Origin of the sequence: Methylobacterium radiodurans, assembly GCF_003173735.1 — a bacterium.
Lineage (GTDB): Bacteria > Pseudomonadota > Alphaproteobacteria > Rhizobiales > Beijerinckiaceae > Methylobacterium > Methylobacterium radiodurans.
Genome location: NZ_CP029551.1, coordinates 2,436,194 through 2,457,147 on the forward strand (window position 1 = coordinate 2,436,194; position 20,954 = coordinate 2,457,147).

A 20,954-nucleotide genomic window follows, 5' to 3' on the forward strand; every position below is an offset into this window, starting at 1 on the left:
CGGGCCGGACGGGGCCCGAAAAACGCGGGGGCGATATGCTGTCGCGGGCCCGCGAAATCAACGGGCGGGCCGCCGGAGACGAGGTCCGGTCAGGCGGCGACGAGGAGCGCGGCGCCCGCGACGCCGGAGAGGACGAGGCGCAGGCGGCCGAGCCAGCGGGGGACGAGGCCGCGCCGGGGCAGGTCCTGATCGATCAGTCCCCAGGCCAGCACGAGGACGCCGAGGATGCGCAGGTCCCAGGGCGCGGGCGCGGCGAGCGCCGCCCAGGCGATCAGCGAGGGCACGATCGCCAGCAGGTAGTCGCCGCTGCCGGCGTCCCGCGCGGCGGCCGCACCCCAGCGGATCCCGCCGAGAAAGGAGGCGATGACCGCGCCGTAGGCCGACAGGATCGTGCGCGGGCTCAAGCCCAGCGTGCCGAGCCCGCCGTCGTTGCCCGCGACCGCCAGCGCGGCGAAGCCGAGGAACGGGATCAGCCCCGCCACGCCGAGCACGACGGCTCCGATCGGGGCCGGTTTCAGGCGCGCCATTCAGCCTCCGCGCTGTCGTCTCCGCACGCGATCCCGCGGCGGGATCGCGCGGGACACGCGCGATCGAGCGTTATACGGGTCCCGCCCGGCACGGTTCCCGGCATGCGGCGAGCCGCCCCGCCGAAAAGGGTGTGGCCTCGGTTCCGGGCGGACGGGGATCGCCTCAGACTCCGCGGCCCCGCGCCGGTGGAGCGAGGGAACTCGCCATCGGTGCCGGAGCGCCGAGCAGCGTCATCGCGCTGCCGCCCTCCTGCATTGCGGGCGGCTCGTTCACCGCCGGGTCGAGCCTGCGCGGCTTGACGTTCGCTGCCAGCGCCTTGGCGGTGGCGAGGTCGGCCGGCCCGAGCTTGTTGGCCACGTCGTCGCGCTTACGGCCGGCATCGTCGTCTCCCTGCGCGGCGGCGGCCGAGAACCAGACGTAGGATTGCACGAGGTCCTGGCCGAGACCGAGACCGCGGGCGTAGAGCACGCCGAGATTGTACTGGCTGTCGCGCAGCCCGCACTCGGCGCCCTGCCTGAACCAGGAGGCCGCGGAGGCGTAGTCCGGCTTGCCGTTGGCGCCCGCGCTCTCGGCGTAGATCACCGCGAGGTTGTGCATGGAGCGGGCATGGCCCTGCTCGGCCGCGCGGCCGTACCAGAGCTTCGCCTGGGTGAGGTCGCGGCCCACGCCAGAGCCCTTCTCGTACTGGCCGCCGAGCTTGTACTGGGCCGGGGCGTAGCCGGCCGAAGCCAGCTTCTCGAAGAGCTTGGCGGCGAGTGCGAGGTCGCGGCTCGTGCCGCGCCCGTCCGCGGCGCGCATGGCAAGTTCCCAGGCCGCTACGCCGTCACCGTCGAGTGCCGCCTGCCGCGTCTTGGCAAGGCTGGCCGGCAGGCCGGCCAGATCGCCCGAGAGGCTTGCCGCACCGGAGATCCGGGGCGGCCCGGTGCGGGCGCGGGCCTGAGCGGGGGGAGCAGGCTCGGCCGCGATCGACTGGGTGGTCTGCGGGTCGGCGAGCGCCGCCCTCGGTGCCTCGGCCGACCTCTCGGACTTGGTGCCGTCCGCCTTCGAGGCGTCGGTTTTGGCGGCATCGGCCTTCATCGCCTCGGCCGCGGGCCCGGCGGCATCAGGCTTGGCACTCTCCGGCTTGGCTGCGGCCACGCGCGCGGTCATCGGCGTGGAGGGGTCGGGCTCGGCCACATGCGTGCTGATCGCCTGCAGAGCCCCCAGCGCCAGGACGATCGCCGCGAGGCCGAGGAGGATCGGGCGGCGGCGTCGGTCGATCTCGGCGCGCAGCCGTGCGAGCCGGCCGCCGGCCGGCGCCGCGACCTTCTCCAGGCGGGCGCCTAGGCGCAGGTCGCGCCGCTCGCTCGCCGCCTCGTTGGCCAGCTCCGCCTGCGCCGCCTGAGCGGCGCGGCGGGCGGCAGCGATGAAGTTCGTCTTGATGTCGCCTGCGGCCTCGTCGCGCAGGCCACGCCCCGGCGCGTCCGTCAGATCAACATCCGGATCGGCCTTGTCGGCCTTCGGCCGGACTGGGCCACGCGGCTCGCGGTGCGGCCGGGCCGCGCCCGGCTCCAGCAGCTCATCCCCGATCTGAGGCGCGGTGCCGGCCCGGGGCATCTCCGGGCGGCGGCGGCGCTCGGTCTCGCCGCGGGGGCGAGCGATCTCGGCGGCCGTGGAGGCCATCAGCTGCGCCTCCAGGCTCGGCTGGCGTGAGCCGGCCCGCGACGCCGCATCGGGCTCGCCGGTCGGGTCGAGGCGGCTCATCAGGCGGTCGAGGGCCGACTGGACTCCGTCGAGCATCGTGCCGAGGCGCTGGTCGGAGGCGGCCTGTCGTGCCTGGAGGTCGGCGAGGCCGGCCCGCAGCAGGCCGATCTCGCTGCGGTCCTGCGGACCCGCGCGGTCGGGGAAGCTCGCCGCCACCGCCTCGCGGGCGGCGCGCTCGATCGTCTCGGCATCCGGCGCCTGCTCGCGCAGGGCGGCCACCTGGGCGAGCAGGTCGCCCATGGTGCGCTCCAGGCTCGCCAGCGCGGGGTCCGCGCTGCGGGAATCGAGGCGCTTGGCGAGCGTGAGAACCTGCTTTTCGAGGGCGTCGAGGCCTTCGGAGCCGGCCCGATCGCCCGCGCGGTCGACCTTTTCGGCGAGGTTGCTCAGCATGGCGTGGATCGAGGCGACGTCGCCGCTCGCCAGCGCGGGCCCGCGCAGGCTCTCGCCCAGGCCTTCGAGGCGACCGATCAGATCGTCGACCGGCTGAGCGCTCGCCCGCTCCATCTTGTCCGCCAGGGCATCGATGCGCCCGAGGATTGCTCGCTGCTCGGCGGGGTCCTGTCGGTCGGCCCGCTCGTGCAGGTCGTCGAGCTTCGCCGCCATCGCTCGCATCTGCTCGACGAGTGCGGCGGGTGCGGGCGCGGCGAGGCCGCTGCGGATCTCCTCGAGGAGCGGGCGCAGCGTCGCGCCGCCCTCGGCTCTCGCGGCCTCCTGAAGCTCCGAGAGTTGGGCGCTGATCGCCTGCATGCCCTGGGCGAGGCTCTGGATCCGCTCCGGACCGGCCAGCGTGCCGACGAGCCGGCGCAGTTCGTCGAGTTCCTGGAACAGCGTTTCGAGCGCGCGCCCGTCGCCGCCGCTGCCCACGGCCGCGACGCTGTCGAGGCGGGCGGCGAGGCGCTGCACCTCCGCGGCCACGCGGCCGTGGACGTCGTCGGCGACCTCGCCGGCCAGGCGCTCGACCTGCTGGCGGATCGTCTCGATCGGCTCCGCGATCGCGGCGAGATCCGCTGAGGGCCGGGCCCGCTCGACATTCGTCGCGAGCGAGATCATCGCCTGTTCCAGCGCGCCCACGTCGCGGCTGGTGGCGAGGACGCCGATCGACTCGCGCAGGCGCAGGCTCTCGCGCTGCAGTGCGGAGACCGCCTCGGCGGTGTCGATCATCAGGTCCTCGTGCAGGCCGGCATCGAGGCGTCTCGCGAGGTCGCGGCGCATGCCCGCCACGACGCTGGTCCCGCCTGCGGGACGGCGGGCCGGGCCCGGCTCCTCGGCCAATGCGCGCTGGCGCTGGCGGATCTCCTCGACCGCCTCGCGCATTTCCGCGGGTCCACGACCGCGGCGCGGATAAGGGCGCGCGGCCGCGACCTTGTCGCCGAGCTCGGACATGCGGCGCTCGATATCGACGAGGCGCTCGGTCACCTTCTCGACCGGGGCGGCGCCGGCATCGAGCGCGCGGGCCAAGCGGGACTCGATCTCCTCCAAGTGGCGGCTCGTCGCCGTCTCGGCAGCGCGCCGCTCGTCCGCGAGATCCCGGTTCAGTCCGTCGAGGCGGGCAAGAACCGCGGCGAGGGCATCGTCGTCTGTGGATTCCGGCATGGACAGCCGGTGCTGGTCGGCAGGGCGTTGCGGCGCGCGACCCGCACGCGCACGGCCGCTCTCCCCGACCGGCCGCTCCGCCTGTCGCGGCATCTCGCCCGGACGCCTGCGGCGCTGGCCGGCCTGCGGCACGTTCTGAGCGATCCACTCCTCCAGCGGGATGCCGGCCCGGCGCGCGACATCGCGGGCCGCTTCGAGCACGTCGGGATCGAAGCTGTCGAAGTTCGGCTTCGCGGTTCGTGTCATCCTGGCCTGCCTCGGACGGCGTGCGGCAGCTGGTCCGCCGGATCCGTGCCTCGGGCGTGGACCGGTGGTGCATGCGGTTCTTCAGGCACGGACCATTAACTTTCTTGGTAAACACCCCGTTAAAGCTCACGCGGTCTGTACGCCGCACGACGAAACGCCGCTCGCGCCGGACGATCCTCCAGATGCCGCCCCGTCTCCCGCATGTCGTCCGGCCGCGAAGACTGCTGATCGCGGTCGCGGAGGAGGGGCGAAGGCTGTACCGGGCCTGGCTCCGGCGTGGCATCCGGCTGGATGGGATCGGTGCCGTCGAGGGGGCCTGGGCGGGCGACGACCTGACGGGCTGGGTCCGAGGCGATGTCTGGGCCGACGGCGCAACGCCGGTGGTCGGCGTCTACCGGGAGAACGAGCGGGTCGGGCTCACCGTCGCGATCGAGCCCGCGGAGGGGGAGCGCCCGCGCTTCGCCGTCCATGTGGCAGGCGGCCACGTGATGCGTGACCTCGCCTCGGGCGCGCTGACCGTCCACCTCCTGCGCGACGGGCGCCCGGTCGCGCGCATCCCGCTGACCGAGGACCTCGCCGAGGCAGTTCGGGCGCGGGCGGCGATCGACTATCTCGACCACCTGGGGACGCTCTCCGACGAGGCGCAGGCGGCCACGCGGGAGCGGCTGCGCGTCCTGCTGGGCGAGGCTGCAGCCGACCATTCGGGTTTGGCAGCAGCGGGTACGCTGCGCGGAGCCCGAAGCGCCTTCCAGTGCGCCATGATGGAGCCGGTGCGCGACCCGGCACGCGCGCTGACGCCGCTTCGCGTGCCCGTTGGCCTGCGCTCGGCTGACGGGGTCGCCATGCTTGGGCACGACGGCCAACTCTTCATCGTCGGCGGCCGAAACCGCGCGCTGGAGGAGTATATCCGCGCCGACGATGACCCGCGCCCCGTGGTGCTGGCCGAGGACTGGCTCGCCCTGATGGAGCGGCGGCGCGACCGTCTGGAGGCGGCGGGCGCGCGCTACGTGCAGCTGATCCTTCCCGAGACGATGACGCTGGCGCCGGAGCTGTTCCCGCTGCCGATCCGCACGCCCGGCGCGATCCTGCGAGGGATCGAGGCGGGTCTGGCGCGATCAACCCGTCCGGCCGCCTGCTACGTCTCGGCCCGCCACGCGCTCGCCGCCGTGCCCGATCCCGGCGCCACGGTGCTGCGGACCGACTCGCATCTCTCGTCCTACGGGACCTGCGCGGTCTTCCGGGCCGTGCTGGCGCATCTCGGCCTGCCGGCCGGGCCGGAGCCGGTCTACGACATCCTGCGGGCCGGCACGGGCGATCTGGCGTCACGCTTCTTCGGCGTGCCGTTCCTCGACCTGCGCCGGGAGCTCGACCCTCGCCCCTATGACGAGGTCTTCGGCCACGCGGAGCTGACCTTCCAGCGGACTGCACCTGGCGGGCATGTCGGCTTCGCACAGTCCTGGCGGAACCCCGTGGCGCCGATCGACGCCAGCGTTCTCGTGCTGGGCAACTCCTATTGCGGCCCCGCCGACGAATACCAGGCCCGCCTATCCTGGTGGTTCGCCCGCTGGTTCCGAACCTACCATTTTGCCTGGAAGGCGCGCCTGCCTGACGGGCTGGTGCAGCGTCTGAGGCCCGACATCGTGGTCTGCCAGACCGTCGAGCGCTTCCTGGTCGACGTTCCAGATTCTTGATGCTGGTGACAGGATCCTGCTGGTTGTGAGCTGCCGCCCCTTGCGGCTCGGCAGTGAGATAGTTTAGATATGAACTATCGAGCGGTACGGTCCTGCGGATCGTCCAAGCCGCCCAAGAAGCCCATCGGAGGAGAGCACATGCCGAGCTATCGCGCCCCGGTCGAGGACACCCTGTTCCTCCTCAACGACGTGCTCGGCTTCCAGAACCACGCGAATCTCGCGGGCTTTTCCGAAGCCTCGCCGGACGTGGTCGAGGCGGTGCTGGGCGAGGGCGGAAAGCTCGCCGACACGGTGTTCGCGCCGGTCAACCGGGCGGGCGACCTGGAGGGCTGCACCCGCAACCCGGACGGGTCGGTGACGACGCCGAAGGGCTTCAAGGCCGCCTACGACGCCTACGCGCAGGGCGGCTGGATGGGTCTCTCGGTGCCGGAGGCGTATGGCGGCCAGGGCCTGCCCCACACGCTCAACACCGCGATGCAGGAATTCGTCTCGGGCGCGAATCTCGCGCTCGGCATGTATCCGGGCCTGACGCAGGGGGCGATCGCCGCGCTCCTCGTGCACGGCACCGAGGAGCAGAAGCAGACCTACATCCCCAACATGGTGGCGGGCACTTGGACTGGCACCATGAACCTCACCGAGCCGCATTGCGGCACGGATCTGGGCCTCCTCAAGACAAAGGCGGTGCCGAACGGCGACGGCTCCTACAGCCTCACCGGCACCAAGATCTTCATCTCGGCGGGCGAGCACGACCTGTCCGAGAACATCGTCCACCTCGTCATCGCCCGGATCGAGGGCGCGCCCGCCGGCACGAAGGGCATCTCGCTGTTCGTGGTGCCGAAGTTCCTGGTGAACCAGGACGGCAGCCTCGGCGAGCGCAACGGCGTCGCCTGCGGCTCGCTCGAGCACAAGATGGGCATCCACGGGAACGCCACCTGCGTGATGAACTACGACGGGGCCAAGGGCTGGCTCGTCGGCGAGGCCAATCGCGGTCTCAACGCGATGTTCGTGATGATGAACGAGGCTCGCCTCGCGGTCGGCGTGCAGGGGCTCGGCCAGTCCGAGGTCGCCTACCAGAACGCTGTGGCCTACGCGAAGGACCGGGTGCAGGGCCGCGCGCTCACCGGCGCCAAGGTGCCCGAGAAGGCTGCCGACCCGATCATCGTCCACCCCGACGTGCGCCGGACGCTGATGGGCATCCGCGCCTTCAACGAGGCCGCCCGGGCGCTCGTGCTCTGGACCGCGCTGCAATCCGACATTGTCCACCGCTCCGAGGACGCCAAGCAGCGCCAGGCGGCGGACGACCACATGGGCCTGATGACCCCGGTGGTGAAGGGCGTGCTGACCGACCGGGGCTTCGCCAACGCGGTCGAGGCGCAGCAGATGTTCGGCGGGCACGGCTACGTCGAGGAGTGGGGCATGTCGCAGTTCGTGCGCGACGCCCGCATCGCCATGATCTACGAGGGCGCCAACGGCATCCAGGCCATGGACCTGATCGGCCGCAAGCTGCCGCGCGACGGCGGCCGGGCGATGATGACCTTCCTCGGCGAGGTCCAGACCTTCATCAAGGACAACAACGAGACGGAGGCGCTGAAGCCCTTCTGCACGCCGCTTCAGGCGGCGCTCAACGACCTTCAGGGCGCCACCATGTGGTTCATGCAGAACGCGATGGCCAAGCCCGACAATGCCGGCGCGGGCGCGACCGACTACATGCACCTCCTCGGCCTCGTGGCGATGGGCTACATGTGGGCGAAGATCGCCAAGGCGGCCGCCGCGAAGCCGGGGGATGCCCGCATGGAGGCCAAGCTCGTCACCGGCCGCTTCTTCATGGAGCGGATGCTGCCCGAGACGTCCCTGCGCTTCGCGCGGATCAAGGCCGGGTCCGACACGACGATGGCGCTGGCCGCCGAGGCGTTCTGATCCGCTCCGCGAGAGCCGCGGCAACGAGACACGAGGAAGCGCTGAGATGCCCGAGGCCTACATCTTCGACCACGTCCGTACGCCCCGCGGGCGCGGCAAGCCGGACGGCGCGCTGCACGAGGTGACGGCGCTCCGCCTCGCCGAGACGGCGCTCCGCGCGCTGAAGGAGCGCAACGACCTCGACACGCGCCGCGTCGACGACGTGGTGCTGGGCTGCGTCGATCCGGTCGGCGAGGCCGGCGGCGACATCGCGCGCGCGGCCGCCTTGGTGGCCGATTACGGCACCCACGTGCCGGGCGTGCAGATCAACCGCTTCTGCGCCTCGGGCCTCGACGCAGTGAACTTCGCCGCCGCCCAGGTGATGGCCGGCCAGCACGACATGACGGTCGGCGGCGGCGTCGAGTCGATGAGCCGCGTCGGGCTCGGCGCCTCCGGCGGCGCCTGGCCGGTCGATCCGGCGATCGCCGTGAAGTCCTACTTCATGCCCCAGGGCGTCTCGGCCGACCTCATTGCCACGAAGTACGGCTTCACCCGCACCGATTGCGACGCCTACGCGGTCGAGTCGCAGAAGCGCTCGGCCAAGTCCTGGGAGGAGGGGCTGTTCCGCAACTCCGTTGTGCCGGTGCGCGACGTCAACGGCATCACGCTGCTGGACCGCGACGAGCACATGCGGCCGGGCACCGACATGCAGTCGCTGGCGTCGCTCAAGGCATCCTTCGTGCAGATGGGCCAGATGGGCGGCTTCGACGCGGTGGCGACCGATGCCCATCCGGACGTCGAGGCGGTGGACCATGTCCACCACGCGGGCAACTCGTCGGGCATCGTGGACGGCGCCGCGGCCGTGCTGATCGGCTCGCGCGAGGCCGGCGACGCGGCGGGCCTGCGCCCCCGCGCGCGCATCCGGGCCTTCGCCAATATCGGCTCCGACCCCGCCCTGATGCTGACCGGCCCCGTGGACGTGACCCGCAAGGTGCTGGCCAAGGCCGGCATGGGCCTGGAGGACATCGACCTGTTCGAGATCAACGAGGCCTTCGCCTCGGTGGTGCTGCGCTTCCAGCAGGCCTTCGACCTCGACCCGGCCAAGGTCAACGTCAACGGCGGCGCCATCGCGCTTGGCCACCCGCTCGGCGCCACCGGCGCGATGATCCTGGGCACGGTGCTGGACGAGCTGGAGCGCACCGGCAAGGAGCGGGCGCTGGTCACGCTCTGCATCGGCGCCGGAATGGGCACCGCCACCATCATCGAGCGGGTCTGACGCGCGGGCTGACGTTCGCGGGAGCGGCCGGGCCGGCCGCTCCCCTCGCGTGCCAAACGCTGCTAGAGGCCGACCCGACCGCCGCGAGGCGGAACCGAAGCCTCATGGGAGAAACGCTTCAGATGACGCGCCTCATCGCCACCCTCTGCCTGACGACCGCCCTCGCGCTGCCGCTCGGCTCCCACGCCGACGAGGCCGCCGACAAGGTCGCGGAGGCCAAGACCCTCGTCTCGAAGACCCTGATCAAGAACCTGCAGACCGGCTTCGGCGCGGCCCTGGAGAAGACCGTGGCGACGATGCCCGACCAGAAGGCCGACGCGGTGCGCAAGGAGCTCAACGCCGAGTTCGACCGCCAGCGCGAGGTGATGGTCGAGGGCCTCTCGAAGGAATACGCCGGCAAGTTCAGCCTCGCCGAGCTGAAGCACCTCAACGAGATCTACGACGACAAGACCTACCAGAAGTTCCAGGGCATGAACGCCGACCCGTCCTCCAGCGTGACGGCGATCTCGCAGGGCTCGGTGACCAAGCTCCTCAACATGCTGGCGGTGGCCTCCGCCGGCGGCGAGGGCCCGCAGCCCGGAAGCCCGCCCGCCGCGGCGCCCGCGCCGGCGCCGGCCCCCGCGCCGGCCAAGTAGACCGTGGGGAGCCGGCGGGTGCGGATCTCAGGCGACCAGGGCGACGGCCTGGACGAGGGGGAAGCCCGCCACCGCCGGCAGGCCCTCGAGGAGGGGCTTGGCGAAATGATAGCCCTGGAACAGGTCGACGCCGAGCCCGCGCAGGGTCTCGCACTCCGCCGCGGTCTCGATACCCTCGGCCAGCACGGTGACGCCGAGCGACCGCGCGATCGCGATCAGGCCCGCGACGATGGCCTGCCTGCCCTCATCCGCGTCGATGCCGCGCAGGAGATCCATGTCGATCTTGATCAGGTCGGTCCGGAAGTTCGCGAGCAGGGAGAGGCCCGCGAAGCCCGCACCGAAATCGTCGAGCGCGGTGAGGAAGCCCTGGCGGCGATAGGCGGCCACGATGTTCTTCACGTGCGCGGTGTCGCGGAACCGCTCGTTCTCGGTGAACTCGAACATGATGCGCTCGTGCGCGAAGCCGACGCGCCGGGCCGCCTCCAGCGAGGCGCGGATGCAGGCGTTCGGCTCGTAGACCGCGTTCGGCATGAAGTTGATGGACAGGCGTTCGCTGCCGCCCGGCGGAAACAGGCGGCCGGCGAGTTCGATCGCCTTCACCCGCGCCGCCTGGTCGAAGCGGTAGCGGGTCTCGTCGGTCACGCGGTCGAGGATGGTGCCGGCGCCCTGGCCCTCGGGTCCGCGCACCAGCGCCTCGTAGCCCCAGATCGTGCTGGTCCGGAAGTCGACGATCGGCTGGAACGCCATGGTGAAGGCGAAGTCGAGCTCCGCGCCGTCCCGGCAGGCACGGCAGGCATGGGCAGTCTTCATAGCACCTGTACTTCTGTCGTGCCCCCGGGCGAGACCATGACCGCGCAACCTCACCGAAGCCTTAAGACCCGCCCCTCCCATAGACGCGAGGACGTGAGATGAACCTGACGAATTTCCGCTTCGAGACCGACGCCGACGGCGTCGCCCTCGCCACCTGGGACATGCCGGGCCGCTCGATGAACGTCATCACCGAGGCGGTGATGGACGAGCTCCAGCAGATCGTCGAGACGGTCGCGGGCGATGCGGCGATCAAGGGCTGCGTGATCACCTCCGGCAAGGACAACTTCTCCGGCGGTGCCGACCTCACCATGCTGCAGGGCCTCGGCCGCGCCTACGAGGAGCTGAAGGCGACCGCCGGCGAGGAAGCCGCCATGGTCCGCCTCTTCGAGGAATCGCGCCGCCTCTCTCTGCTGTTCCGGCGGCTCGAAACCTGCGGCAAGCCCTTCGCGGCGGCGATCAGCGGCATCTGTCTGGGCGGGGCCTTCGAGCTGGCGCTGGCCTGCCACCACCGGGTCGCCTCGGACGATCCGAAGACGCGCGTCGGCCTGCCGGAGATCAAGGTCGGTCTGTTCCCGGGCGGCGGCGGCACGCAGCGCGTCGCGCGCCTGATGCAGACGGGCGACGCCCTGCAGATGCTGTTCAAGGGTGAGCAGATCCGCCCGCAGATGGCCAAGGGCATGGGGCTCGTCCACGCGGTGGCGCCCAAGGACGACATCGTCGCCCAGGCCAGGGCCTGGATCCTCAGCGGGGGATCGGCGGTCGCGCCCTGGGACGTGCCGAAGTTCAAGGCGCCATCCGGCAAGGTCTACTCGCCGGCCGGCATGATGATCTGGCCGCCCGCCAACGCGATCTACCGCCGCGAGACGCACGACAACTACCCGGCCGCCAAGGCGATCCTGGCCTCCGTCTATGAGGGCCTGCAGCTGCCTATGGATCTCGCCCTCAAGGTCGAGAGCCGCTACTTCGCGATGATCCTGCGCACCACCGAGGCGCAGGCGATGATCCGCACCCTGTTCATCTCGATGGGCGAGCTGAACAAGGGCGCGCGCCGGCCCAAGGACGTTCCCCCCACCACCCTCAAGCGGATCGGCGTGGTCGGCGCCGGCTTCATGGGCGCCGGCGTCGCCTACGTCACGGCCAATGCCGGGCTCGACGTGGTGCTGATCGACCAGTCGATCGAGGCGGCCGAGAAGGGCAAGGCCTACGCCCACAAGCTCGTCACCGACCAGATCAATAAGGGCCGCGCCAAGACAGCCGATCGCGAGGCGCTGCTCGCCCGCATCCAGACCTCCGCCGACTACGCCGACCTGAAGGATTGCGAACTTGTCATCGAGGCGGTGTTCGAGGACCCGAAGGTGAAGGCCGAGGTGATCGGCCGCGTCGAGGCCGCGATCGGCCCCGACGCGATCTTCGCCTCCAATACCTCGACACTGCCGATCAGCGGCCTCGCCGAGGCATCGCGGCGGCCCGAGCAGTTCGTGGGCATCCACTTCTTCTCGCCCGTCGAGAAGATGATGCTGGTCGAGATCATCCGCGGCCGCGCCACGGGCGACCGGGCGGTGGCGACCGCGCTCGACTACGTCCGCGCGGTCAGGAAGACGCCGATCGTGGTCAACGATTCCCGCGGCTTCTTCGCCAATCGCTGCGTCACGGCCTACCTGCTCGAAGGCCACAAGATGCTGCTGGAGGGCGTGCCGCCCGCGATGATCGAGAGCGCGGGCCGTCAGGCCGGCATGCCGGTGGGCCCGCTCTCGCTCAACGACGAGGTGGCGCTCGATCTCGGCCTGAAGATCGCCAAGGCCACGGAAGCCCAGCTCGGTCCGGACGCGGTCGATCCGGGCCAGAAGCAGCTTCTCGTCGAGCTGGTGGAGAACCAGGGCCGGCTCGGGCGCAAGAACCGCAAGGGCTTCTACGACTATCCGGAGGGTGCCCCGAAACGCCTCTGGCCGGGCCTGAAGGAACTCCAGCCGACCCATCTCGATCCCGACGCGGTCGATTTCACCGAGCTGAAGCACCGCCTGCTCGTGGTCCAGGCCCTTGAGGCCGCCCGAACGGTCGGCGAGGGCGTGGTGGTCGATCCCCGCGAGGCCGATGTCGGCTCGATCCTCGGCTTCGGCTTCGCGCCGTTCACCGGGGGCGCGCTCTCCTACATCGACTTCATGGGCGCACGGGCCTTCGTGGACCTCGCGCAATCCCTGGAGGCGAAGCACGGCGCCCGCTTCAGCGTGCCGGAGAACGTCCTGGCGATGGCCCGGGACGGCGGCACCTTCTACGGCTCGGCGGAGAAGCAGGCGGCCTGAGGGCGCTCCCGTTGCCCAGGCGCCCGTGCCCGGGTGCGTTGGTCGGCTCATCTTGCGAGCATGACGAACGCCCCGGGCATCCTGACCGAAGCCGCTCCATCCTTTCTCGACCGCGCCCGGCTGCGGGCCGATCGGCAGGCACGAGATGGCACGCGCGTTCCGGCCGGCGCGGCCGGAACCGTGGTCGCGATCTTAGGTGACGGACGGGCCTGCATCGTGGAATTCACGCATCCGGTGCAGGCGGTGCTGACGGTGCGGGCTGAGGATTTGACGGCTCTCCGGTAGACGCCGGTGTTCTCCGATGGGGAGCGGCGCCGGGCTTACGTTCCCCTCGCCAAGGTCACGCGCTATCTCCCCTGCCTCGATAACGGTCCGGAAGCCGCCGCGAAGGCTGCGTTCTTCGTCCGCTTCGGATTCGATCCTCGTCGGCCGGAGGACTTGATCGTTGCCCTTCAGCGGCCTGCGACCGAGAATTCGATTCGCGAGATCTGGTCTGACGAATGGGGTCTCCACTTCGAAGTGGAGGGACCTCTACTCACGCCCGATGGTCGGGCTCCGAAGACCCGTACGAGCTGGATGCAGGCTCATGAACGCATGAGCCCGCCGCGGCTGATCACAGCCTTCCCGATCTGAGCCTGCGCCCTAAGGCGCCGTTGCGAGCAACCCCAACACCCGCACCAGATCGACCGCGTTGTCCGAGAGCAGGTCGGTCACATCGCCCACCGCGAGCGCCTTGACGTGGCGGCAGCGCATCCCGTGGCGGCCCGCCATGCAGGTGCAGCGCAGGCTCGGAGCGCCGGCGCGCTCGTCCAGCGTGACCTCGTAGCGGTTGCCGGTGCTGCCCCGGACGGTGAAACGCGGTGTGGCAGGGGAGGCGGGTGGGCGGAACGTCCGCAGCGCCCGTTCGGCGATCGCCCCGCGGGCGGGCCGCGGCGGCGGGGGCGGACTGCCGTCGATCCGGGTGAGCGGCAGGGCGATGGCTTGGGCGAGACCCGCGACGTCCCCCGTCTCCGTCTCGCGCATCGCCGCGAGCGCGATCTCGGCGCAGGCATAGGCGTCGTCGCCCGCGTCGTGGTGGCTGAACCGGATGCCAAGCCGCCCGGCGACTTTGGCGAGCCCACAGCCGGCCGGATCCGGGAAGACCCGCCGGGCCACCTGCACGGTGCACAGATAGGCGAGCGGCGGCGCGGCCTGCCCGCATGCATGGAGCGAGGCCCGCAGCACGCCGATGTCGAAGCTGGCGTTGTGGGCCAGGATCGTGCCGGTCGCGAGGTCGGGCATGAACTCCGCCATCACCGCCGCGAAGCTAGGCCGGTCGCGCACGTCAGCCGGCAGGATGCCGTGGACCCGGATGTTGCCCGGCGCGAAGCGCAGCTCAGGCGGCCGGATCAGCCGCGATTCCCGTCGCACCACGCGGCCCCCCTCGATCCAGGCGAGGCCGACCGCGCAGGCGCTGTCGCGCCGCTCGTTGGCCGTCTCGAAATCGATCGCGATCGTGGTCATCGGAGGATCATAGCGGGGTTTCGGGCTCTCCCGCAGGATCCCGGCCGAAATGGGGTCAGGCCGCCGGTTCTGTCAGCCCGCAGATGCGCCATGCGCCGTGCCCCCCGTGCGCTGCCGGCGGAACATGGTATGCGCCCGGCCAATCCACAGGTCCCGCCCCCAGATCCCGGAAGCCCGTCCCGCCCGTGAACGCGATCACGATCATCGTCCCGATCTTCGGGATCATCCTGATCGGCTGGGCCGCGGCCGTCGTGGGGCTCCTCTCCGAGCGGGTCAGCGACGGCCTGTCCGAGTACGTCTTCGCCGTCGCGGTGCCCGCGCTCATCATCGTCACCCTGACCCGGCCGGGGCTCGATGGCGAGATCGCGTGGTCCTACTGGATCTCGTATTTCGGTGGTGCCGGCCTGTCCTGGCTCGTCGGCTCGCTCATCGCACTGAGGCGCAAGGGCATCGGCCGACAGGGGGCGATCCTCCACGGCTTCGCGGCGAGCCAGTCCAACACGATCTTCGTCGGCGTGCCGATGATCCTACAGGCCTACGGCGACGAGGGCGCCTTCCCGCTCTTCCTGCTGCTCGCCGTCCACCTGCCGATCATGATGGGCTTCGCGACCTTCCTGCTCGAGGCCGAGGGCGACAAGCCGCTGCTGCTGCGCCTGCGCAGCCTCGCGCTGGTGCTCCTGAAGAACCCGATCTTCGTCTCGCTCCTCATCGGCATGGCGCTGAAGGTGCTCCACCTCACGCCCGGCGGCCCCGTGAAGGCGATCCTCGACGCCTTCGCGGCCACCGCCTCGACCTGCGCGCTTGTGGCCCTCGGCGCCGGCCTGCGCCGCTACCGGGTGATGTTCGACCTGCCGGGCGCCCTCGTCGTGGCGCTGCTGAAATGCGTGCTGCACCCGCTCGCGGTCTGGGTTCTGGCCTTCCACGTCTTCGCGATGCCGCCGGCCTATGCGGGCGTGGCGACGCTGTTCGCCGCCATGCCCGTCGGGATCAACTCCTACCTGCTGGCGATGCGCTACAAGACCGAGACCGGGCTGATCGCCGCCTCCGTGCTGGTCTCGACGCTGATCGCGCCGGCCACCACCATCGCGTGGCTGACCCTGCTGGGCCATGCCTGACGCCGGGTCCGGGGCACCGGCCTGGGAATAGCGGGCAGAGACGGAGGTCGGGGCTCGCCAAGTCCCGCGCGGCGTGCGACGCTCGGTTCCCCTCGCGCAGGTTTGCGTTGGCCCCCGCGCGTCACGATCTGCTAGAGCGCAAGCGGCCGACACGGCCGTCCGGTCGCCGCGGTGCCCGGTCGAGGTCTTGAGGATCGACGAGATGGACTTCCTGAACGCGATGGGCGGAACCGCCACCGGTTTCTTCGGCGCGGTGATCCCGTTCCTGTTCGTGCTGACCATCGTGGTCTTCGTCCACGAGATGGGCCACTTCCTGGTCGGGCGCTGGTGCGGGGTCGGCGTCCACGCCTTCTCGATCGGCTTCGGGCCGGAACTCTTCGGCTTCAACGACCGCCACGGCACCCGCTGGAAGCTCTGCGCCATCCCGCTCGGCGGCTACGTGAAGTTCCACGGCGACGTGAACGGCGCCAGCGTGCCGGACCCCGGGGCGCTGGCCCGAATGAGCCCGCAGGAGCGGGCGACGAGCTTCCCGACGCAGCCGGTCGCCAAGCGCGCCGCGATCGTCGCGGCGGGCCCGATCGCCAACTTCCTGCTCGCCATACTGCTGTTTGCCGGCGCGATCTGGCTCGGCGGGCGCTACGAACTGCCCGCCCGCGTCGCCTCTGTCGAGCCGAACAGCGCCGCGGCCGAGGCCGGTTTCGAGCCCGGCGACCTGATCAAGGCGATCGACGGCCAGCCGGTGCGCGACTTCAACGCGATGTACCGCACGGTCACGGGCAGCGCCGGCAACACCCTCCGGTTCACGGTCGAGCGCGACGGCGCGGAGCGCACCATCACGGCGACCCCGCGGGTGCACGAGGACCGCACCCCCTTCGGCCGCCACCGGGTCGGGCGGCTCGGCATACGCTCGCCGAACGGCTCGGAGGCGCGCCTCGTCGAGTACGGCCCGCTGGCCTCCCTGAACCTCGGCGTGCACGAGACCTATTTCGTGGTCGAGCGCACCTTCTCGTATCTCGGCAAGCTGGTGACGGGCCGCGAGTCGGCCGACCAGCTCTCTGGTCCGATCGGAATCGCGCGCGTCTCCGGCGAGGTGGCTAAGACCGGCGGCGTCGGCGGCCTCGTCGGACTGATCGCGCTCCTCTCCGTCTCGATCGGCCTGCTGAACCTCTTTCCCGTCCCGCTCCTCGATGGCGGCCACCTGCTGTTCTACGCCTTCGAGGTGGTGCGCGGCCGCCCCCTGAGCGAGCGGGCGCAGGAGATTGGTTTCCGCATCGGCCTCGCTCTGGTGTTGATGCTGATGCTGTTCGCGGCCTGGAACGACATCCTGAACCTCGGCGCCTCCTGGGGGCGCAACACCTGAGGCCCAGGTCCGCCATCGCGGCACCGCGGTAGCGCCACGGTAGCGCCGCGATCCGCCCACCGGAACCGACGGGCGCGAGGCTGCCGAAGGCCTCTCCCGCAGGGTTTGCGAATCGTTAAGAAAGTCCCGCGCCGGCTCGGAAATCCCTTCCGCGGCCGGCGTTTACGTGCGGTTTACCCTGTCCATCGATCTCGGCACGGACCCACGCTGCGTTAAGTGGCGCGAAGGCCACGACCCGGCAAATTCCCCAGGCGAGAGGTCCCGGTAACGTTTGCTTGCTCGGGGAATCCCGGTAAGAGCTACGCTTGGACCAGGTGACGGGATGGCCGGACAACGGCTGCCCGTCGGCAGGCGAGAGCACGCTCTCGAAAGAACAACGCGGACGGGCGATTACATGATGTCGATGACGGGGAAGCGCCGGCGCGAGTCGGTGAAGCGGACCATCGTCCTAGTCGCCGCGACGGCCGGCGTGCTCGCGGGCACCGCCGCGCAGGCGCAGCAGATCGTCGTTCAGGGCAACCGTCGGGTCGACGCTGACACCATCCGCTCCTACGTCACCGGCACCGCCTCCGGCTCAGCCGAGGAAGCCCGGCGCAACCTGCTCGCCAGCGGCATGTTCCAGGACGTGAAAGTCGCCCAGAGCGGCGGCCGCACGGTCGTGACGGTGCGCGAGAACAACATCATCAACCGGGTGGTGTTCGAGGGGAACAAGAAGGTCGAGAAGGCCACCCTCGAAGGGCAGATCGAGGCGAAGTCCCGTGGCGCCTTCAGCCCGGCCGTCGTGAACGCCGACCTGCAGCGCATCAAGGAAGTCTACCGCCGCGCCGGCCGCGGCACCGCCAAGGTCACCTACCGCACGGTCGACCTGCCCAACGGCACCGTCGACGTGATCTACCAGATCGACGAGGGCGATAAGACCGGCATCGTCTCGATCAACTTCGTCGGCAACAACGCCTATTCCGAGCGGACGCTTAAGGGTCTGATGACCTCGTCCGAGATGAACTTCCTGAGCTTCGTCAAGACCTCGGACGTCTACGATCCGGACCGCATCGCCAACGACCTCGACCTCGTGCGGCGCTACTACCTGCGCAACGGCTACGCCGACTTCCAGATCGTCAACGCCGACGCCCGCTACGTCGAGGGCGAGGAGAAGAGCGGCTGGGTCATCACCGTCACGGTCGCCGAGGGCGAGCAGTACCGCGTCGGCGCGGTGGCGATCGACTCGCGCCTGCCCGGCGTCGACACGGGCCGCCTGCAGGACGAGGTCCGTGCCCAGGTCGGCGACGTCTACAACGCCGAGGATGTCGAGAAGACGCTCTCGGGCGTGACCAACGACGTCAACCGCCAGGGTTACCCCTTCGCGCAGGTCCGCCCGACCGGCCAGCGCGACCGCGCCACGCATCAGGTCTCGCTCGGCTTCGTGGTCGAGGACGGCCCGCGTGTCTACGTCGAGCGCATCAACGTCCGCGGCAACACCCGTACCCGCGACTACGTCATCCGCCGCGAGCTCGATTTCGGCGAGGGCGACGCCTACAACCGCGTGCTGACCGACCGGGCCGAGCGCCGCCTGAACGGCCTGGGCTTCTTCAAGAAGGTCCGCTTCTCGAACGAGCCGGGCTCCTCGCCCGACCGCGTCATCGTGAACATCGACGTCGAGGATCAGCCCACCGGCTCGTTCTCCGTCGCGGGCGGCTACTCCACCCAGGACGGCATCATCGGCGAGGTCTCGGTCTCCGAGTCGAACTTCCTCGGCCGCGGCCAGTACGTGCGCGTGGCCGGCACCGGCGGCCAGTACTCCCGCGGCGTCGACTTCTCGTTCACCGAGCCGTACTTCCTCGGCTACCGGCTCGCCGCCGGCTTCGACGCCTTCTACAAGTACAGCGACCTGACCCGGTACTCGCGCTACGAGACCACGGTCTACGGTGGTCAGCTCCGCCTCGGCCTACCGATCACCGAATCGTTCGGCGTCACGCTGCGCTACTCGCTCTACAATACCGAGCTGAAGGTGCCGAACACGCTGCGCCGGCCCTACAACGACTGCTCGGTGCCGATCCCCGGTCTCACCGATACCTATCCGGCGGGCACCGTCATCAACGGCCAGAACGTTGCCGGCTTCGCGCGCTACCCGGACTGCGCCTACAACGGCGAGGCCTCGATCGCGCTCAAAGGCTCGCAGGGCAACACGCTCACCTCGCTGGCGGGCGTCACGCTCGCCTACTCGACCCTCGACGTGATCGGCGCGCCGCGCAACGGCTTCTACGCCGAGCTGAAGCCCGACGTCGCGGGCCTGGGCGGCGACTCTAAGTTCTTCCGTGTGACGGGCGACGCCCGCTACTACAAGGAGCTTTGGGAGGACGTCGTCGGCTTCGTCCGCATCCAGGGCGGTCACATCTCGGCCCTCGACAACCAGCCGCTGCGCCTGACCGATCAGTTCTTCCTCGGCCCGTCGCTGGTGCGCGGCTTCGCGCCGAACGGCATCGGCCCGCGCGACATCGGCACGACGGACGCCCGCTCCAACGCGGTCGGCGGCTCGACCTATGTGGGCGGCACGGTCGAGGTCCAGTTCCCGATCTGGGGCATCCCGAAGGATCTCGGCCTGAAGGGTGCGGTCTTCGCCGATGCCGGTACGCTGTTCGGCTATAACGGACGCCGCAACTTCGACGTCAACGGCGACCGCCTGATCAACGGCTTCGGCCCCTCGGGCTGCAACTTCAACACCTTCACGATCGGCGTTGAGCCGGAGTGCCTGAACGTCCGCGACAAGACGGTGATCCGTTCCTCGATCGGTGCCTCGATCCTCTGGAACTCGCCGCTCGGCCCGATCCGCTTCGACTACGCCTACGCGTTGTCGAAGGACGAGGGCGAGAAGGTCTTCGTCAACGGCGCCTATGCCGGCCGCATCGGCAAGGATCAGATCCAAGCCTTCCGCTTCTCGGGCGGCTCGCGCTTCTGAGCCCTCGAACGGACCTGAGGAAGGGCCGTCCCGGTCAACCGGGACGGCCCTTTCGTCATATTGGTGCCCCTTTCGATCCGCCTCAGGAGCCGGAGAAGGCGCCGGCCCCGGCGGCGCCCTGGACGGGACCTTGCGCGCCGAATCGCGTTCGGCCCGCGCGACGGTTCAGAGCATGTCCGACCCGAACTTTTTCGTTCCGAGATCCGCCCTCACACTCGGCGCCGTCGCCGACGCGGCGGGCGTCGCGCTCCCCGCGGGCGCCGATCCGGACCGGACTCTGACGGGTGCCGCGCCCCTTGACCGGGCGGGTCCCGACGACCTCGCCTACATGGATAATGCCCGCTACGGCGACGCGCTGGCGGCGACCCGGGCCGGGGCCTGCCTCGTCTCCCCGCGCTTCGCCGCCCGGGTGCCGGACGGCACCGTCGCCCTGGTGCTGCGCGATCCCTACCGCGCCTACGCCGCCCTCCTCGGGCGCCTTCATCCGGACGCGCTGCGACCCGGCTCGCAGTTCGGCGCCCGCGGGATCGCACCGGGCGCCCATGTCCATCCGGACGCGCGGCTGGAGGAGGGCGTCACAGTCGATCCCGGCGCGGTGATTGGGCCGGACGCCGAGATCGGGGCCGGCAGCGTGATCGGGCCGGGCGCCCTGGTAGGACCCGGCTGCCGGGTCGGGCGCGACTGCTCCATCGGCGCCTCGGCGAGCCTGACTCACACCCTGATGGGCAACCGCGTCATCGTGCATCCGGGCGCGCGCATCGGTCAGGACGGCTTCGGCTTCGCCATGGGCGCGAGCCACCTCAAGGTGCCGCAGATCGGTCGCGTCATCGTGCAGGACGACGTCGAGATCGGCGCCAACACCACGATCGACCGCGGCGCCAGCCGCGACACCGTGGTGGGCGAGGGAACCAAGATCGACAACCTTGTGCAGATCGCCCACAACGTGGTGATCGGTCGGCACTGCGTGATCGTCTCAGGCGTCGGCATCTCGGGCTCGACCACGCTGGAGGATTACGTCGTCCTCGGCGGACAGGTCGGCGTCGTCGGCCACCTCACCATCGGCCGCGGCTCGCAGATTGCCGGCTCCTCGAACGTCAACCGCGACGTGCCCCCCGGCAGCCGCTGGGGCGGCACGCCCGCCAAGCCCGTGCGCGCGTGGTTCCGCGAGCTGACGACGCTGGCAAAGCTCGCCGAGCGCTCCGGCCGGGACGAGGCGCAGGACTGAGGATCGGCATCGCCTGATTCCCCGAAAAGCCCGGACGTCTTGCCTTCGCGCGGCGTTTCGGACGAAACACCCGCAACGAT

General features: G+C 70.6%; 15 protein-coding genes. 11 read left to right on the plus strand and 4 right to left on the minus strand.

Annotated features, from left to right (window positions below):
* Positions 1-89 precede the first annotated feature (89 nt).
* Positions 90-527: a DUF3429 domain-containing protein gene (locus DK427_RS11245; protein ID WP_109951326.1), complete on the minus strand. Its 438-nt coding sequence runs from the start codon at positions 525-527 to the stop codon at positions 90-92.
* A gap of 163 nt (positions 528-690) precedes the next feature.
* Positions 691-4,110, minus strand: a complete 3,420-nt coding sequence (locus DK427_RS11250) for an SEL1-like repeat protein (RefSeq protein ID WP_109951327.1) — start codon at positions 4,108-4,110, stop codon at positions 691-693.
* Between the two features lie 182 nt (positions 4,111-4,292).
* Between DK427_RS11250 and DK427_RS11255 the strand changes: the two genes are divergently transcribed.
* The 4 genes from DK427_RS11255 (at position 4,293) to DK427_RS11270 (ending at position 9,608) form a co-directional block, all read left to right on the plus strand.
* Complete coding sequence (locus DK427_RS11255) at positions 4,293-5,801, plus strand: alginate O-acetyltransferase AlgX-related protein (RefSeq protein WP_109951328.1); 1,509 nt, start codon at positions 4,293-4,295, stop codon at positions 5,799-5,801.
* 138 nt (positions 5,802-5,939) lie between these two features.
* On the plus strand, positions 5,940-7,718 hold the full coding sequence (locus DK427_RS11260; RefSeq protein ID WP_109951329.1) for an acyl-CoA dehydrogenase C-terminal domain-containing protein: 1,779 nt from the start codon (positions 5,940-5,942) through the stop codon (positions 7,716-7,718).
* 46 nt (positions 7,719-7,764) lie between these two features.
* Entirely contained in the window at positions 7,765-8,973 is a 1,209-nt protein-coding gene (locus DK427_RS11265; RefSeq protein WP_109951330.1) for an acetyl-CoA C-acetyltransferase, read from the plus strand.
* A gap of 122 nt (positions 8,974-9,095) precedes the next feature.
* A complete protein-coding gene (locus tag DK427_RS11270) occupies positions 9,096-9,608 on the plus strand; it encodes a DUF2059 domain-containing protein (RefSeq protein ID WP_109951331.1) in 513 nt (170 codons plus the stop codon).
* 27 nt (positions 9,609-9,635) lie between these two features.
* On the opposite strand, the gene DK427_RS11275 is transcribed toward DK427_RS11270, so the two are convergent.
* Positions 9,636-10,418 (minus strand): EAL domain-containing protein, encoded by a 783-nt coding sequence (locus DK427_RS11275; RefSeq protein ID WP_109951332.1) that lies wholly within the window; start codon positions 10,416-10,418, stop codon positions 9,636-9,638.
* Positions 10,419-10,516: 98 nt separating this feature from the next.
* Between DK427_RS11275 and DK427_RS11280 the strand changes: the two genes are divergently transcribed.
* From DK427_RS11280 to DK427_RS11290, 3 genes are read left to right on the plus strand one after another with little or no spacing between them, the layout of a single operon-like run.
* Positions 10,517-12,718: a 3-hydroxyacyl-CoA dehydrogenase NAD-binding domain-containing protein gene (locus DK427_RS11280; RefSeq protein WP_109951333.1), complete on the plus strand. Its 2,202-nt coding sequence runs from the start codon at positions 10,517-10,519 to the stop codon at positions 12,716-12,718.
* A gap of 60 nt (positions 12,719-12,778) precedes the next feature.
* Positions 12,779-13,003 (plus strand): DUF4926 domain-containing protein, encoded by a 225-nt coding sequence (locus DK427_RS11285; RefSeq protein WP_109951334.1) that lies wholly within the window; start codon positions 12,779-12,781, stop codon positions 13,001-13,003.
* Between the two features lie 6 nt (positions 13,004-13,009).
* Entirely contained in the window at positions 13,010-13,351 is a 342-nt protein-coding gene (locus DK427_RS11290) for a DUF6883 domain-containing protein (RefSeq protein WP_109951335.1), read from the plus strand.
* Positions 13,352-13,360: 9 nt separating this feature from the next.
* Here DK427_RS11290 and DK427_RS11295 read toward each other — a convergent pair whose 3' ends face one another.
* Complete coding sequence (locus DK427_RS11295) at positions 13,361-14,221, minus strand: 3'-5' exonuclease (protein ID WP_109951336.1); 861 nt, start codon at positions 14,219-14,221, stop codon at positions 13,361-13,363.
* A gap of 185 nt (positions 14,222-14,406) precedes the next feature.
* Between DK427_RS11295 and DK427_RS11300 the strand changes: the two genes are divergently transcribed.
* The 4 genes from DK427_RS11300 (at position 14,407) to lpxD (ending at position 20,874) form a co-directional block, all read left to right on the plus strand.
* A complete protein-coding gene (locus DK427_RS11300) occupies positions 14,407-15,336 on the plus strand; it encodes an AEC family transporter (RefSeq protein WP_109951337.1) in 930 nt (309 codons plus the stop codon).
* 202 nt (positions 15,337-15,538) lie between these two features.
* A complete protein-coding gene (rseP, locus tag DK427_RS11305; RefSeq protein ID WP_109951338.1) occupies positions 15,539-16,696 on the plus strand; it encodes an RIP metalloprotease RseP in 1,158 nt (385 codons plus the stop codon).
* 394 nt (positions 16,697-17,090) lie between these two features.
* On the plus strand, positions 17,091-19,649 hold the full coding sequence (bamA, locus tag DK427_RS11310; protein WP_109951339.1) for an outer membrane protein assembly factor BamA: 2,559 nt from the start codon (positions 17,091-17,093) through the stop codon (positions 19,647-19,649).
* A gap of 172 nt (positions 19,650-19,821) precedes the next feature.
* Complete coding sequence (lpxD, locus tag DK427_RS11315) at positions 19,822-20,874, plus strand: UDP-3-O-(3-hydroxymyristoyl)glucosamine N-acyltransferase (RefSeq protein ID WP_109954115.1); 1,053 nt, start codon at positions 19,822-19,824, stop codon at positions 20,872-20,874.
* Positions 20,875-20,954: the final 80 nt, after the last annotated feature.

Excerpts from the sequence above, each read along its gene's own strand:
- DK427_RS11245 (WP_109951326.1), bottom strand. The coding sequence starts at position 527 with ATGGCGCGCCTGAAACCGGCCCCGATCGGAGCCGTCGTGCTCGGCGTG.
- DK427_RS11250 (WP_109951327.1), bottom strand. The coding sequence starts at position 4,110 with ATGACACGAACCGCGAAGCCGAACTTCGACAGCTTCGATCCCGACGTG.
- DK427_RS11255 (WP_109951328.1), top strand. The coding sequence starts at position 4,293 with ATGCCGCCCCGTCTCCCGCATGTCGTCCGGCCGCGAAGACTGCTGATC.
- DK427_RS11260 (WP_109951329.1), top strand. The coding sequence starts at position 5,940 with ATGCCGAGCTATCGCGCCCCGGTCGAGGACACCCTGTTCCTCCTCAAC.
- DK427_RS11265 (WP_109951330.1), top strand. The coding sequence starts at position 7,765 with ATGCCCGAGGCCTACATCTTCGACCACGTCCGTACGCCCCGCGGGCGC.
- DK427_RS11270 (WP_109951331.1), top strand. The coding sequence starts at position 9,096 with ATGACGCGCCTCATCGCCACCCTCTGCCTGACGACCGCCCTCGCGCTG.
- DK427_RS11275 (WP_109951332.1), bottom strand. The coding sequence starts at position 10,418 with ATGAAGACTGCCCATGCCTGCCGTGCCTGCCGGGACGGCGCGGAGCTC.
- DK427_RS11280 (WP_109951333.1), top strand. The coding sequence starts at position 10,517 with ATGAACCTGACGAATTTCCGCTTCGAGACCGACGCCGACGGCGTCGCC.
- DK427_RS11285 (WP_109951334.1), top strand. The coding sequence starts at position 12,779 with ATGACGAACGCCCCGGGCATCCTGACCGAAGCCGCTCCATCCTTTCTC.
- DK427_RS11295 (WP_109951336.1), bottom strand. The coding sequence starts at position 14,221 with ATGACCACGATCGCGATCGATTTCGAGACGGCCAACGAGCGGCGCGAC.
- rseP (WP_109951338.1), top strand. The coding sequence starts at position 15,539 with ATGGACTTCCTGAACGCGATGGGCGGAACCGCCACCGGTTTCTTCGGC.
- bamA (WP_109951339.1), top strand. The coding sequence starts at position 17,091 with ATGATGTCGATGACGGGGAAGCGCCGGCGCGAGTCGGTGAAGCGGACC.
- lpxD (WP_109954115.1), top strand. The coding sequence starts at position 19,822 with ATGTCCGACCCGAACTTTTTCGTTCCGAGATCCGCCCTCACACTCGGC.